11 protein-coding genes are annotated in these 16,506 nt (G+C 29.9%); all 11 read left to right on the forward strand.

Going from position 1 to position 16,506, the window contains the following annotated elements; translation table 11 throughout:
• Positions 1-164: 164 nt before the first annotated feature.
• Positions 165-2,537: an ATP-binding protein gene (locus HMPREF9630_RS01100; protein WP_009526699.1), complete on the forward strand. Its 2,373-nt coding sequence runs from the start codon at positions 165-167 to the stop codon at positions 2,535-2,537.
• 12 nt (positions 2,538-2,549) lie between these two features.
• A complete protein-coding gene (locus HMPREF9630_RS01105) occupies positions 2,550-3,146 on the forward strand; it encodes an NUDIX domain-containing protein (protein ID WP_009526700.1) in 597 nt (198 codons plus the stop codon).
• Between the two features lie 170 nt (positions 3,147-3,316).
• Positions 3,317-5,044 (forward strand): phospho-sugar mutase, encoded by a 1,728-nt coding sequence (locus HMPREF9630_RS01110; RefSeq protein WP_009526701.1) that lies wholly within the window; start codon positions 3,317-3,319, stop codon positions 5,042-5,044.
• Positions 5,045-5,329: 285 nt separating this feature from the next.
• Entirely contained in the window at positions 5,330-6,427 is a 1,098-nt protein-coding gene (ychF, locus tag HMPREF9630_RS01115; RefSeq protein WP_009526702.1) for a redox-regulated ATPase YchF, read from the forward strand.
• A 214-nt stretch (positions 6,428-6,641) separates the two neighbouring features.
• On the forward strand, positions 6,642-6,905 hold the full coding sequence (rpsO, locus tag HMPREF9630_RS01120; RefSeq protein ID WP_009525817.1) for a 30S ribosomal protein S15: 264 nt from the start codon (positions 6,642-6,644) through the stop codon (positions 6,903-6,905).
• Positions 6,906-6,966: 61 nt separating this feature from the next.
• Entirely contained in the window at positions 6,967-9,039 is a 2,073-nt protein-coding gene (locus HMPREF9630_RS01125) for a polyribonucleotide nucleotidyltransferase (RefSeq protein WP_009526703.1), read from the forward strand.
• 89 nt (positions 9,040-9,128) lie between these two features.
• The gene (locus HMPREF9630_RS01130) at positions 9,129-11,555 is read left to right on the forward strand and encodes a DNA translocase FtsK (protein ID WP_009526704.1); all 2,427 of its coding nucleotides are present in this window, start codon (positions 9,129-9,131) and stop codon (positions 11,553-11,555) included.
• A 22-nt stretch (positions 11,556-11,577) separates the two neighbouring features.
• Positions 11,578-12,447 (forward strand): 4-(cytidine 5'-diphospho)-2-C-methyl-D-erythritol kinase, encoded by an 870-nt coding sequence (gene ispE, locus HMPREF9630_RS01135; RefSeq protein WP_009526705.1) that lies wholly within the window; start codon positions 11,578-11,580, stop codon positions 12,445-12,447.
• Between the two features lie 83 nt (positions 12,448-12,530).
• Positions 12,531-12,959 carry a YwiB family protein gene (locus HMPREF9630_RS01140; RefSeq protein ID WP_009526706.1) on the forward strand — a complete coding sequence of 143 codons (429 nt, stop codon included), beginning with the start codon at positions 12,531-12,533 and terminating at the stop codon, positions 12,957-12,959.
• Between the two features lie 59 nt (positions 12,960-13,018).
• The gene (gene tilS / locus HMPREF9630_RS01145; protein ID WP_040465172.1) at positions 13,019-14,443 is read left to right on the forward strand and encodes a tRNA lysidine(34) synthetase TilS; all 1,425 of its coding nucleotides are present in this window, start codon (positions 13,019-13,021) and stop codon (positions 14,441-14,443) included.
• Positions 14,427-16,352: an ATP-dependent zinc metalloprotease FtsH gene (gene ftsH, locus HMPREF9630_RS01150; RefSeq protein ID WP_009526708.1), complete on the forward strand. Its 1,926-nt coding sequence runs from the start codon at positions 14,427-14,429 to the stop codon at positions 16,350-16,352. Before tilS ends, ftsH begins: the two co-directional genes overlap by 17 nt.
• Positions 16,353-16,506: the final 154 nt, after the last annotated feature.

Genomic DNA, 16,506 nt, shown 5'->3' on the forward strand with positions numbered 1-16,506 from the left:
TTTCTAATAGAATAATAGATGATTTATATAATAAATTTTAAATAATATTGTAATTTATTAAACTTACACAATACTATTTTTTATTGTTCTATTGAATTTTAGTATTAAATGAGTTAAATCAATTTTTGCAAAACTCTACAATATATAAAATGAAGAGGTTGTTTATGATTAAAATCGAAAAATATGAAGTTTCACCTAAAAAGATGACTTCCGATATAAAGATAACAAATCTTAAATTTGAATCTACAAAAGATTTGAAACCGATGGAAGATATGATAGGTCAAAACAGAGCCTGTCAAGCTATAAATTTCGGGATAAATATGAAGGTGAAAGGATATAACATATATGTATGTGGGATAACAGGTACAGGTAGGAACAGCTATGTAAAAAAAGTATCCGAAAATTATGCAAAAGATAATTTCAGCAGAGAATCATTAAAAGACTATGTATATGTATATAATTTTAAAAATGAATATGAGCCTATAAGTATATCTTTTCCGGCAGGAAATGGAAAAGTCTTCCAAAAACATATAGAAGAAGCAATTGCTTCTATAAGAAAAGGATTGTCAAAAGATTTTACATCTGTTAAATATGGAAATGAATCTATGAAGTTTTCTATAGATTATGAAAATAAAGTAGAAAAAATAATAGATAAATTGAATGAAAAAGCCATAAAAAAGCATATCGTATTTCACATAGGTGAAGATGGACTTGTAAGTATGCCTTTAAACAAAGATTATTCTCTGCTTAGTGAAGAAGATATAGAAAAATTGACAGAAGAAGATTTTGCAAAATTCAGAGCGTCATCCAACAAATTACATAAAGAGCTTACAAAAACATTGGATGAATTAAGGCGTGCAGAGGAAGAGTATAACAATATAGTTGAAACTTATGACAGGAACATAGCCGTAACGGCAATAGAAGCAATACTTAAAAAATATATCGTAATCTATTCATATGACAAAAAAATACTGACTTATTTCGAAAATATGAAAGAAGATATATTGCTAAATTTAGAAAAATTTAAACAGAACAACTCAAAAAATAAAGTTATATTCACAGCTATGAAGGTGAATAAATCATTTTTTGACAGGTACAAAGTAAATCTTTTTGTTGATAATTCTACCGCTGAAAAATTACCTGTCATAATAGAGACAAACCCTACTTATTATAACTTAAACGGATATATGGAGTACAAAAACAAGCAAGGTTCTTTCATAACAAGTTTTTTGGATATAAAAGCCGGAGCTATACAAAAAGCAAATGGTGGTTTTTTGATACTTAATGTAAATGACGTTTTAAAAAATCCATATTCTTGGGATTGCATAAAAAGAACTTTGAAAAATAAGACGGCTACTATAGATTCATTATCAGAATACAACAATTATATACTTACCACTTCTATAAAGCCTGAAAAGATTGATATTGATATGAAAGTTATTTTTGTAGGCGATTATGATACCTATGCGCTTTTATATGAATATGATGATGATTTCCAAAAATTATTTAAAATATTGTCGGAATTTGACACTCAAATGGATAATAATGTTGAAAATCAGAAGAATTTTGCACGTTCATTAAAATCTCATTGTGAAAGCAAATCACTTAAATATATTTCAAGAGATGGCATATTTGAGATGATAAGATACAGCAACAGATTGGCTGAAGATAAAAATAAACTCTCATCAAGATACAACAAGATTATGGAATTGATATACGAAGCAAATTATATTGCCGATAAGGATAAAGATGTAATCGATGCACAAGATATATTAAAGTCATTGGAATTCAAAAAATTTAGAAATAATCAATATCAAGAACGATTATATGAAATGTATAAAGACGGAACCTTACTTTTGGATATAGATGGAGAGAAAATAGGTCAAATAAACGGACTTGTTGTAATATCGGAGGGAGAATATTCTTTCGGCTCACCTTCAAAAATAACAGCTTCTACATATATAGGAAAAGAAGGCATAATAAATATAGAAAGAGAAGTAAAAAATACAGGTTCATCTCATGATAAAGGGGTTATGATTTTATCAGGGTATCTTGGAGAAAGATATGGTAAGGATAAATCTTTATCGTTTACAACGTCTATTACTTTTGAGCAAAATTACGGTTATATAGATGGGGACAGTGCTTCATCTACTGAGCTTTATCTGATGTTTTCATCAATAGCCGATATTCCTATCAAACAATATATAGCGGTAACAGGTTCTGTTAGTCAAAAAGGAGAAATACAGCCAATAGGCGGCGTAAATGAAAAGGTAGAAGGCTTTTTTGAAATATGTTCAATGAAAGGCTTAACAGGTAAACAGGGTGTTATAATACCTAAACTTAATATACAAAACCTAATTTTGAAAAAAGAAGTTATAGAAGCTTGTGAAAAAGGTCTATTTCATATATATGCGATTTCTACAGTAGATGAAGGTCTTGAAATACTTACGGGGCTAAAAAGAAATGAGATAGATAAAAAAATGAATGACACATTCCAAAAATTTATCGATTATTATGAATGTGATGATGAAGAATAAATGGAGAATTATATGAAACCTGAAATTAAGACTATAAAAGAATTGGCGACTACAAAATTTTTGAATATGTATGATGTTGATTATTTAAATAAAATAGGCAATTCTAAAAAATGGACTTCCGTATCAAGAGTATCTTTAAAAGAATATGAAAACAGATTATTAACACATAACACCACTACAGATGCTGTATTAATAGCACCTTATCATATTGAAAAAGAAAAATTGGTACTTGTAAAACAATATAGAGTGCCATTAAATCATTATATATATGAAATCCCGGCAGGATTGGTAGATAATAATGAGGATATAGAAAATTGTGTGAAAAGAGAGTTGCTTGAAGAAACAGGACTTGAGCTTGTTGAAATAAAGAAAGTATTTAAAAATGTATATCTATCTCCAGGAATTACAGATGAGTGTGCAAGTCTTGTTTTTTGCACTTGTAAAGGAGATATATCATATGAGTATTTGCAAGAAGATGAAGATTTGACAATACATATGTACAGTCAAGATGAGATTGATGATATAATAAAAAATGAAGAAAAATTAGACTTAAAAACATTGTTTGCTATGCAATTATTTAAAAATTCAGGTAGAGATTTTTGGGAATAATATTTCATTAAATAAAAAATATGCCACATTGCATTTATTTTTATAAAAAACATTATATAATTGATGAAGATATACGATTTATATCGTAAAAACAATGTTAATATTTATAAATTTTAAAATCTGTGTTTTACTACAAATCTATAAAATATAAAATAATCGGAGGTAATGTTATGGATTATATGAAAGAGTATGAAAGATGGCTTGGTAATGAAAAATTAGATGAAGAAAGCAGAAAAGAGTTAGAGTCTATAAAAGACAACAAAGAAGAAATACAAGATAGATTTTATCAAGAATTGTCATTCGGTACAGCCGGATTAAGAGGAAAATTGGGTGCAGGCACTAACAGAATGAACTCTTATGTTGTTGCAAGAGCAACAAATGCACTGGCAAAAGTAATCTCATCATATGGAGAAGATTTTAAGAAAAAGGGTATAGCAATAGCCTATGATTGCAGAATATGCTCGGACGAATTTTCAAAAATGTCAGCATTAATAATGGCAAGCTATGGAATAAAAGCATATCTATTCGATTCTTTAAGACCTACTCCGGAGCTTTCGTTTGCAGTGAGATATTACGGCTGTGCATCAGGAATAAATATAACTGCAAGTCATAATCCGAAAGAATATAACGGTTATAAAGTGTATTGGCAAGAAGGTTCTCAAATAAAAGATGATATAGCCGACAAAGTGCTTGCAGAAATAAATAAAATGGATATATTTGATTTACCAAGTGTAATATCTGAAAAAGAGGCTCTTGACAAAGGATTACTTGTCTATATAAACAAAGAAGTAGACGAGGCTTATTATGAAAAAGTTCTTTCACTATCTATGAGAGATGACAGTGAAGTCAATAAAGATGTAAAAATAGTATATACACCGCTTAATGGAGCAGGAAATATAGCTGTTCGTACAGTGCTGGATAGAAAAGGATTTAAAAATGTATATGTAGTAAAAGAACAAGAAAATCCTGACGGAACATTTCCTACTATAAAATATCCTAATCCTGAGGATACAAAAGCTTTTGAATATAGTGAAAAACTTGCAAAAGAAAAAAATGCAGATATATTGATTGCGACAGATCCTGATTCAGACAGACTTGCGGTTGAAGTCGTTCATAAAGGAGAAATCATATCTTTAAATGGTAATCAAACAGGAGTTTTACTTATAAATTATATATTAAACTCACTAAAAGATAAAAATTTAATACCTAAAAATCCTGCAATAATTAAATCAATAGTTACAGGAGATATGGGAACAGCTATTGCTAAATCATTCGGTGTAGAAATGATAAGTGTACTTACAGGATTTAAAAATATATGTGCATTACCTAATGATTGGGATAAGACAGGCGAAAAAACTTATGTATTCGGATATGAAGAAAGTATAGGTTATAACCCGGGAGTATTTGTTAGAGATAAAGATGCGGTATCATCAGCTTTGTTGCTTGCAGAAATGGCAGGATATTATAAAAAACAAGGAAAGACACTTATAGATGTGTTAAATGAGTTATTTGAACAGTACGGATATTATAGCGAAAACACAATATCAGTAGTATTGGAAGGTTTAGAAGGTCAACAAAGAATAGCAAGAATGATGAAGGAAATAAGAAATATATATCCAAAACAAATAGGAAATGCATCAGTTTCAGAAATAACAGATTATGAAAAACAAGAAAAGACAGATTTGCTAAGCAATAAAACAGAAAAGATAGATATAGAGAAAACAAATGCAATAAGATTTTTATATGATGACGGTTGTTGGTATACATTAAGACCGTCAGGAACAGAACCTAAGATAAAACTGTATATCTATACAAAAGCAAAAACCATGCAAGAATCAAAAAATCTTTTAAAAGAAATAGAAAAGACCGTATTAGACGTGCTTTATACAATAGAATAAATTAATTAATACAAGTATTAATTATAAACAAAAAGACTTTTATGCTAATATTTTTTATATTGGTTTAAAAGTCTTTTTATTATTTTGCTTAATTGTAAATATATGATTGTAATATATTGAAAAAAACAAATTCATCTGATATAATCTATATTTGCGTAATCATATTTTTAATTTTCTATTTTTGTAAATATAAGAATATAATCATATATAATTGATTATGAAAGATTTTGATTTGGTAGCATTTAAAAATATAAATTATACCTTAAAATAAAGGAGAATACATATATGAAGCTTGGAATCGTAGGACTTCCTAATGTAGGAAAGAGTACACTGTTTAACGCCATTACAAAAGCAGGTGCTGAATCTGCAAACTATCCTTTTTGTACAATTGAACCGAATGTCGGTGTGGTTGCAGTACCTGATTATAGAGTTGATAAATTATCAGAGATAAATCACTCAAAAAAAACTGTTCACACTTCAATAGAATTTGTTGATATTGCAGGTCTTGTAAAAGGCGCAAGCAAAGGAGAAGGTTTAGGTAATAAATTTTTGTCTCATATAAGAGAAGTTGAGGCAATTGTTCATGTTGTAAGAGCGTTTGACGACAGCAATGTAGTGCATGTAGACGGAAATGTCAATCCGCTTCGTGATATAGAAACTATTAACTTGGAATTAATATTTTCAGATATAGAAATATTGCAAAGAAGACTTGCAAAAGCTCAAAAAGCATTGAAAGGCGATAAGAAAATAGCATCTGAAGTAGAACTTATAAACAAAATAATGGCTGTATTGGAAGACGGTAAATCAGCAAGAACAATAGATTTCACAGAAAAAGAATTGGAAATAATGAAGGATTTCAATTTACTTACAAATAAATCTATAATATATGTTGCAAACGTGTCAGAAGATGAGGCATCATTAAATGGAGAAGGCAATGAATATGTATCAAAAATAAGAGAGTTTGCAAAAGAAGAGAATTCCGAAGTTGTAGTTATAAGCGCTAAAATAGAAGAAGAATTATCTCAGCTTTCAGAAGATGAGAAAAAAGAATTTTTAAACGATATGGGAATGGACTCTTCAGGTCTTGAAAAATTAGTAAAAGCAAGTTATTCATTGCTTGGACTAATAAGTTTTTTGACTACCGGAGAAGATGAAACAAGAGCCTGGACAATAGTAAACGGCACAAAAGCACCGGAAGCTGCCGGCAAAATACACTCTGATATACAAAGAGGATTTATAAGAGCAGAAACAATAGGATATGACGAGCTTGTAGAAATAGGTGGTAATATGGCGGTTGCAAGAGATAAGGGGCTTATCCGTTCAGAAGGAAAAGAATATACAGTAAAAGACGGAGATGTTATATTGTTTAGATTTAATGTATAATTTTAATTATTATTTTGAATAAGTTTTTGTAAAAATATATACTTATTTTTAAAATATAATATTATTCGAATAAAAAATTGCTAAAAATCTAAAAATATATTTACTTTATATAAAAAATATGCTAAAATTCAATAGTTAAGTTTATGCTATGTGGGTAGAGACACCGACTTTTCACTTGGCATAGACATATTTAAAAATTTATGGAGGTGTAATAATGACTAAGGAATTAAAACAAGAAATCATAACTAAGTATGCAATTAAAGAAGGAGATACAGGTTCTCCGGAAGTGCAAATTGCTTTGCTTACTCAAAGAATAAATGAGTTAAATGAGCATCTACAATTTCACAAAAAAGACCATCACTCTCGTAGAGGACTTTTGAAAATGGTAGGACACAGAAGATCGCTACTTAGATATCTTAAAGAGAAAAGTCTTGATAGATATAATACATTGATAAAGAGTCTTGGACTAAGAAAGTAATCTGTATAAAAGAGCAGGATAGTCCTGCTCTTTTTTTACAAAATATGGAGGAATATTCAATATGTGTAATAAATTTGAAATGGAGCTTGGAGGCAGAACGCTTAGCGTTGAAATCGGCAAGATAGCTCAAATGGCTAACGGCTCTTGTATAATAAGATATGCAGATACAGTTATATTGGTAACTGCAACTAATTCTGATGTTCCAAGAGATGGAATAGATTTTTTCCCGTTAAGTGTTGATTTTGAGGAGAGATTATACTCTGCCGGAAAAATTCCGGGCGGTTTTGTAAAAAGAGAAGGCAGACCGTCTGAAAAAGCCATACTTACTTCAAGACTTATAGACAGACCTATAAGACCTTTATTTCCAAAAGGTTATAGAAATGATGTACAAGTAGTGGCTACAGTTTTATCTATGGATAAAGATGCAAATCCTGACACAATAGCTATGATAGGATCATCAATAGCTCTAAGCGTTTCATCTATACCGTTTAACGGTCCAACAGGTTCGGTATCTATAGGGTTGATAGATGATCAATTTATAATAAATCCTAACTTGGAACAAAGAGAAAAATCAGAAATGTATCTTGTGGTTTCAGGAACTAAAGATGCTATAATGATGGTGGAAGCAGGCTCAAATGAAGTCAGCGAAGATGTTATGCTGAATGCTATACTCTTTGCACATGAAGAAATCAAAAAAATATGTGATTTTGTGCAAAAAATAGCTGATGAAGTCGGTAAACCTAAAGATGATTATTATGTATTTAAACCTGACGAAGAAGTAGAAAAAGCAGTTGAAGAATATTCAAGCAACAAAATGAAAGATGCAATAAAAACTGTCGATAAACAAGAGCGTCAAGATAATATGGAAAAAGTAAAACAAGATGCTATGGAGCATTTTGCGGAGATTTTTCCTGACAACTTAAAAGATGTTGATGAAGTTATATACAATATAACTAAAAAAGAAGTAAGAAACATGATAGTAAAAGATAAGGTAAGACCTGACAACAGATTGCAAAACGAGATAAGACCTATATGGTGTGAAGTCGGTGTATTACCAAGAACTCACGGAAGTGCAGTATTTACAAGAGGTCAAACACAAGTAATGTCAATAACTACACTTGCAGGGTTATCTGAAGTACAAGTAATTGACGGTTTGGATGAAGAAACTGAAAGAAGATATATGCATCATTACAATTTCCCGGCTTTTTCAGTAGGAGAGGCAAGAGCTTCAAGAGGACCAGGAAGACGTGAAATAGGTCATGGAGCGCTTGCGCAAAGAGCTATAGAGCCTCTACTTCCTTCTGAAGAGGAGTTTCCATATGCAATAAGAGTTGTATCTGAGGTAATGTCATCAAACGGTTCTACATCACAAGCAAGTGTTTGCGGTAGCACACTTTCACTTCTTGATGCCGGTGTACCTATGAAAGATATGGTTGCCGGTATAGCTATGGGACTTATAAAAGATGAGGAAGATGTAGTTATATTATCAGATATACAAGGTATGGAAGACTTTTTAGGTGATATGGATTTTAAAGTTGCCGGTACAAAAAAAGGTATCACAGCTATACAAATGGATATAAAAATTTCAGGTATAGATGAAGATATATTAAGACGTGCATTATCACAAGCAAGAGAAGGCAGATTTCATATACTTGGAGAAATGCAGAAAGTAATAAAAGAACCGAGAGAGCATTTGTCACCATATGCACCTATGATAATTAATATGATGATAAATCCTGATAAGATAAGAGATGTAATAGGTAGCGGTGGAAAGATAATAAACAAGATAATAGATGAAACAGGTGTGAAAATAGATATAGACAATGACGGTAAAATATCAATACTATCCAACAATGAAGAAATGTGCCTAAAAGCAAAATCTATAATAGAAGGCATAGTAGCAGAGCCTGAGGTAGGAACTATATACAAAGGTAAAATTACCAAAATAATGGCATTCGGTGCTTTTGTAGAGATACTTCCAGGAAAAGAAGGATTACTTCACATATCACAAATGGACAAAAAAAGATTGGAAAAAGTAGAAGATATGTTCAAAGAAGGCGATGTTGTAGAAGTGAAATTGACAGAAATTGATACACAAGGCAGATTGAACCTTTCAAGAAAAGTATTGTTATAGTCTATGTGATTTATTGAATATTTAAAATGATTTATGACAAGTCTTTCTTTTATGAATAAGGAAAGACTTGTATTATTTAAGGATAGAATATGGCAAAAAAAACAAAAAAAACTTTAAAGAAAAATATAAAAAAGAAATCTAAGCTTAATGAAAATTTTTGGGCTTTAATAATGCTGAGTATAGCTTTGATATTAACCATAATAATTTCTATGCCTAATATCGGTTTTATCGGAGGATTTGTGAAATTTGTAATACTTTCATTATTTTCAAAATTCTTTTATTTTATATCTATTACAGCGATTGTTTTAGGAGTCTATAAACTCATATTTTATAATACATATAGTTTCAAAAGTTTGAATAAGATAGATATGACAATATTTATGCTTATGATGATGTTTGTATATATAGCTTTTAATGTATCACAACTGCAAGAAAACAGCAGTATTTCTTTTGACAGTTTAAAAAATATAGTATCAGATGCACAAGGATACAAAGGTCTTGGTATAATTTGCTATATAGCATCATTTTTTTTCTATAAGCTGATCGGAAAAACAGGGATAATTCTTTTTGTACTTTTTTCCTTCTTATATCTTGTGATTAAATATCAAAGAAAAAAATTAATCAACATTATAGATTTAACTAAGAATAATATATATAATAAAACTCAAGAGGTAAAGTCTAAAAGAGAAAAACAACAAGAATATAAAAAAGAAAAAAGCAAAATTAACGATATTGTTGCAAATTATTTTAATGATGCACCGGGCTATGATGATATTTCAGAAAAAACAAAAAAACCATTGTTAAGATATGATGATAATATTTCAAACGACGTAAAAATAACAGGTATAAATGATGTGCAGGATGAAAATATAAAAGACGATTTCATAGAAGATTATGAAGAGAAAAACGAAGTAATAAAAACTGAAGAACTAAATATATCTAAAAATGATGTATCAGATGAAAACAATGTGATTGACGAAGAAATCAACGATTTAGATAATATAAAATTTGATAAAAATGAAACGGAAAAAACAGAAACAATAATAGAAAATGATAATCAAAAAGATGAAGATGATATAAATCTATCACAAGGTTTAAAATTGGAAACTCCTAAGAAAAAAATATACAAAAAGCCTCTTATAGAATTATTGAATGAATATAAAAAAGTTGTCGTTAAAGATAAAACTGAAAAATTAAGAAATGCACAAGCACTTACTCAAACTCTTGCAAGCTTTGGAGTAGAAGCTAAGGTTGAAAACATAGCCGTAGGTCCGACAATCACAAGATATGAGTTAAAACCTAAAGTAGGAACTAAAGTGAGTAAGATAACGAATCTTACTGAAGATTTAGCGCTTGCTCTTGCAGCAAAAGCTATAAGAATAGAAGCTCCAATTCCTGGGAAATCATTTATAGGAGTTGAGGTTCCTAACGAAATATCGCAGACAGTCAGTTTTAAAGAAGTAATTAAGACATGTATAGATAAAAAAGACAGTTATAATATAGTTTTTGCAATGGGAAAAGATATATCAGGTGAAGTTATATTATCTGATATAACAAAAATGCCCCATGCACTTATTGCAGGCTCTACAGGTTCAGGAAAGTCTGTTTGTATAAACACAATAATTTGTAGCATTATTTATAATTATTCACCTGAAGAAGTCAAGCTTATACTTGTAGATCCTAAGGTTGTGGAATTGTCTATATATAATAAACTTCCGCATCTTATAATACCGGTTGTAACAGATATGAAGAAAACACCTCAGGCATTAGCTTGGGCAGTGAATGAAATGGAAAAAAGATATGCCTTGTTTGCAGAACATAAATCGAAAGATATCAACAGTTACAATCAAAAATCAACAGAAAAAATGCCAAGAATTGTAATAATAATTGATGAGCTTGCAGATTTGATGATGGTAGCTCCAAAGGAAATAGAAGAAGCTATATGCAGATTGGCACAAAAAGCCAGAGCTTGCGGTATACATTTGATAGTTGCAACACAAAGACCGTCAGTAGATGTAATAACCGGTCTTATAAAAGCAAATATACCTTCAAGAATAGCATTTGCAGTATCATCACAGACAGATTCAAGAACAATATTGGATTCCAGCGGTGCTGAAAAATTGCTCGGTAAAGGAGATATGCTATATTCGCCAATTGGTATGAATAAACCTATAAGGATACAAGGAGCTTTTTTGACAGAAGAAGAAGTAGAAAAAATAACGGAATTTATAGAAATAAATAATCCTGTAGAAGATTTACAAGAAAAACAGGAAGAAGTATCGAAACAGATAGATGATATTGTACTTGAAACTGATAAAAAAGGTAAATCTGATGACGATTTATATGATAAAGTCGTAGAGTTTGCAATCAGTAATGGAGAAATATCTGTGTCATTGGTGCAAAGACAATTCAGGATAGGTTACAATAGGGCATCAAGAATAGTGGATGATATGGAGAAAAACGGAATAGTAGGTAAGAGTGACGGCTCAAAACCGAGAAAAGTTTTAAATAATTAAGTTTAGATTTTTGGTGATTAATATGCAAAATATAAGTCTAAGAGCGAATGCAAAGTTAAACCTTTTTTTGAAAATAAACGGAATAACAAACTTTGGTTATCATGATATGACTATGATAAATCAAAGCATATCATTGTATGATGATATAAAAATAACAAAAAATGATAATCAAGGCATAAAAATAATAGATGAAACAACAGATATAGAATTTAAAGAAAATATAATGTATAAGACAGCTAAGATTATAAATGACAAAATATCAAAAATAGACGTTGACATAGAAATAAATAAAAAAATTCCGATGCAAGCAGGTTTAGGTGGGGGAAGCAGTGACGCTGCTGCTGTAATAATAGGACTTGATTATATATATAATTTAAACCTAAGTGATGAGCAGAAAATAGATATTGCCGTAAAAGTTGGTGCAGATGTACCTTTTTGCTTATTTGGAGGCACTAAGTATGTTGGAGGTATAGGAGAAAAAATAAATCATATAAAATCAGACAATTTTTTATTTATAATAATAAAACCTGATGAAAATATGCCTACAAACCAAGCATTTATGCTCTGTGATAACAGTGAAAAGATAAAGAGAAGTACCGACTTTCTTCAAGGCATAAAAAATATAGATTTAGATTTAATAAGAAAAAACTTCTATAATGATTTTGAACCTGTAATATCCGATAAATTTTCTATAATAAAAAAAATAAAATCAGATTTTTACAAAATAGGTGCAAGTTTTACTATGATGAGTGGAAGCGGAACAACTGTATATGCAATATTTGATGAAGAAAATACAAGACAAAGAGCATATGATTATTTGAAAAATGAATATAAAAATATATTTTTGTCAAATACTACAAAATCAGGTATTGAAATAGTAAGTTTCAGTTAAAAGAGCAAGTATATTCTTATATGTAATAGACTAACGCTAATCACTGTGGTATAATATTTAATTGATATGATAAGGAAATGGATATGAATGTAACTGTAAAGCTGAAAACCTTGCAAATTGACCTGACTTCAAACAAGAAGGACAATATAGATTTTGAGTCATTAGCCAGTATAAAGTCTGTTAAAAATATAGATTTAATAAAATATGAAGAAAGTGAAATAACAGGCTTAAAGGGAAATACAACAGTTTTGAAAATAGAAAAAGATTCTGTAACCATGATTAGATATGGAAAAAACAGCGGAACTATGTATTTTAAAGAGGGAATCAGCTCAAAAACTTTATATAATACAGATTATGGAAACTTTGAACTTGAAATTTTTACAAAAAAATTGAATATAGAAAAATATACTGATGACTTACTATATAAAATAAATATAGAGTATGATATAAATATCAAAGATTTATTTAATGGATTAAATATACTTGATATAACTGTCAAAAATATAAAATAGTTTATTGTTTGGATTAATGGATGAAGCTTTTGAACATATGTAGATTTAGGGGATTTAATATGCTAATATATTCAGTTAAAGAAACAATAGAAAGAGAAAATCTGATAAAACATGGAGACAAAATATTAGTTGCACTTTCCGGTGGACCTGATTCGATATGTCTTTTAGACATACTTGTAAAATTGAGAGAAGAATATAGTCTTACAATATATGCAGCACATTTAAATCATAGAATTCGTGGTATAGATGCGCAAAAAGATGCGTTATATTGCAGTGAAGTATGCGAAAAAGATGGAGTTATATTTTTTCTCAAAAGTGAAGATGTACCTGCTCTTGCTAAAGAAAAAGGCGCATCTATAGAAGATATGGCAAGACAAGTTCGCTACACAATGTTATTTGACATAAAACAAAAATTAGGAATAGATAAGATTGCCGTTGCTCATAATCTTGATGATCAAGCCGAAACAGTTCTTATGAAATTGCTAAGAGGCTCAGGATTACAAGGATTAAGAGGTATGGACTACGTCAGAGATGACGGCATAATAAGACCTTTGCTGGACATATACAAATATGATATATTGCAATACTGTGAAGAAAATTATCTAAACCCGAGAATAGACAAAACCAACTTTGAAGATGAATATACAAGAAATAAGATAAGATTAAATCTCATACCGTATCTGGAAAAAAATTATTCATCAAATATTAAACAAATACTTTCAAGAACTGCAAATATAATAAGAGAAGATTATAATTTTATAGAAAATGTTGCTAAAGAAAACTATGAGCTTATAAAATCATATCAAGATGACAATGAAACTGTATTAGATATAGAACTTTTAAAAAATATTGACAAATCAATAAAAAGAAGAGTGATTAGAATAGCAATAATATCAATATTGAAAGATTTGGACAATATAGAAACAGTTCATATAAACGATATTATAGAGCTTATGGATAAAGATAACGGAAAGATGATAAATCTTCCAAGAGGGTTAAAAGTATATGTAAATTATGGGAAATTGACATTTACCTTAAAAGAAAAAGTAATTGAGGAAAAAAAATACAGTTACAAAATAAATCTAAATGGGTATACAAGAGTAGATGAGTTAAATTTAACAGTTATTTCAAATATTATATCAAAGCAAGAATGTTTAAGATATCCGACTACTAAATATGCAAAAGCATTTGATTATTCAAAGATACAAGGTGACTTGGTGATAAGGAATAGAGAAAATGGAGATAAAATAAATGCAATAGGATTGAAAGGCACAAAAAAAATAAAAGATATATTAATTGATAAGAAAATACCTGTAGAAGAAAGATATATGTATCCTATCTTTAGTGATGATAATGGAATTTTGTGGCTATTCGGATATAGAATTGCAGAAGATTATAAAATAGATGAAAATACTGACAAAGTAGTTAGAATACAGTTAAAGTATGATGTTAACAGGAGGGACATAATTGAAAAATTTATTTAAAGAAAGTATATTCTTTATAGTTGTTATACTTGTTGTAGCTTTCGGTCTTAGACTTGTAAATTTTGAAACTACACAGACAAGTTCAACAATACCGTTTTCGGAAGTGTATAGCAATTTAGAAAAGGGACAATTAAAGTCTATAACATTTACAGATAGGAAGATAAAAGGTCAAACTATAAGAGGCGAAGAATTTGAATCATATTTGCCATATGCAATAGATACAGATGCGTTTTCTAATGAATTAATCAAAAATATAACTGAAAGTCATCTCGTTGTAACTGGTACTCCGGAAGCACAAACTCCTTGGTTTTTGAGTTTTCTTCCAAGTATAATACTGGTTATAGCTTTAACCGGAGCACTTTTCATAATGATGCAACAGCCACGTGGCAATGGCGGTGCTAAATTTAATACATTCGGAAAAGCTAAAGCAAAGACTCAAGTATCTGAAAATAAAGTCAGATTTGAGAATGTTGCCGGGCTTGATGAAGAAAAAGAAGAGTTGCAAGAAGTTGTAGATTTTTTAAAGAACCCAAAAAAATATATAGAGTTAGGTGCAAGAATACCAAGAGGTATATTGATGATAGGACCTCCTGGAACAGGTAAGACATATTTATCAAAAGCAGTCGCAGGAGAGGCGAAAGTGCCCTTTTTTTCAATAAGCGGTTCAGACTTTGTTGAGATGTTTGTCGGAGTAGGGGCATCAAGAGTTAGAGATTTATTTGAACAAGCCAAAAGAGATGCTCCATGTATAGTGTTTATTGATGAAATTGATGCAGTAGGTAGAAAAAGAGGTGCAGGCTTAGGTGGCGGACATGATGAAAGGGAGCAGACACTTAATCAATTATTGGTAGAAATGGACGGTTTTGGAGAAAATCAGGGTGTTATAGTTATGGCAGCAACAAACAGACCTGACATATTGGATCCGGCATTGTTAAGACCGGGAAGATTTGATAGACAAGTAATGGTTGGAGCACCTGATATAAAAGGAAGAGAAGAAATATTAAAAGTTCATTCTAAGAATAAACCGCTTTCTCAAGATGTGAATTTAAAAACACTTGCTAAAAGAACACCGGGTTTTACACCGGCAGATATAGAAAATCTTATGAATGAAGCTGCAATATTGACAGCAAGAGTAAACGGCAAAAAAATAAATATGGAAACAATAGAAGAGGCAATAACAAAAGTAATTGCAGGAATACCTAAAAAATCAAGAATAATAAGTGATAAAGAAAAGAAATTAGTATCTTATCATGAGGCTGGTCACGCAGTTATAGCAAGATTATTGCCGGATTTTGATCCTGTACATCACGTAACTATCATACCAAGAGGTAGAGCCGGAGGATTTACAATGACTTTACCTGAAGATGATGTAAACTATATGACAAAATCAAAAATGAAAAATGAACTTGTAGATTTACTCGGTGGAAGAGTGGCAGAAGAAATCATATTGGAAGATGTATCTACAGGTGCACAAAATGACTTGCAAAGAGTATCACAGATAGCAAGAGCTATGGTTACAAAATATGCTTTCAGCGAAAATTTACCGTCAATGTCATTTGGTGATTCTTCAGATGAAGTATTTTTGGGTAGAGATTTTACAACAAGGAGAAATTATTCAGAAGAAGTTGCATCTCAAATAGATAAAGAGGTTGAAAAAATAGTGCAAGTCGCTTATGATAGAGCTAAGCAGATTTTAACTGACAATGTAGATAAACTTCATAATGTGGCAAAAGCGTTGATGAAATATGAAACTTTAGATAAAGACCAATTTGAATCAGCTTATAACGGTACACTTAATCTTGAAGAAGATGAAAATACCAATTCCAAAATAAACTCTCATGAATCTGAAGATGTTGATTCAAATGAAAGCCAGAAAATAGATTTGGATAAGCCTTTACAAGAAAGCTGATTTATATTGTATTTAAAACATATTTATGTAATATAAAAATAGAATCTATTAATATAGGTTCTATTTTTATATTACATATTTTTTTACTGTATTCTACAAAAAACTATTATAATATTAATATATGCTTATTAATAGATAGAATTTATATAAGTTA

The organism is Peptoanaerobacter stomatis, from assembly GCF_000238095.2.
Classification (GTDB): domain Bacteria; phylum Bacillota; class Clostridia; order Peptostreptococcales; family Filifactoraceae; genus Peptoanaerobacter; species Peptoanaerobacter stomatis_A.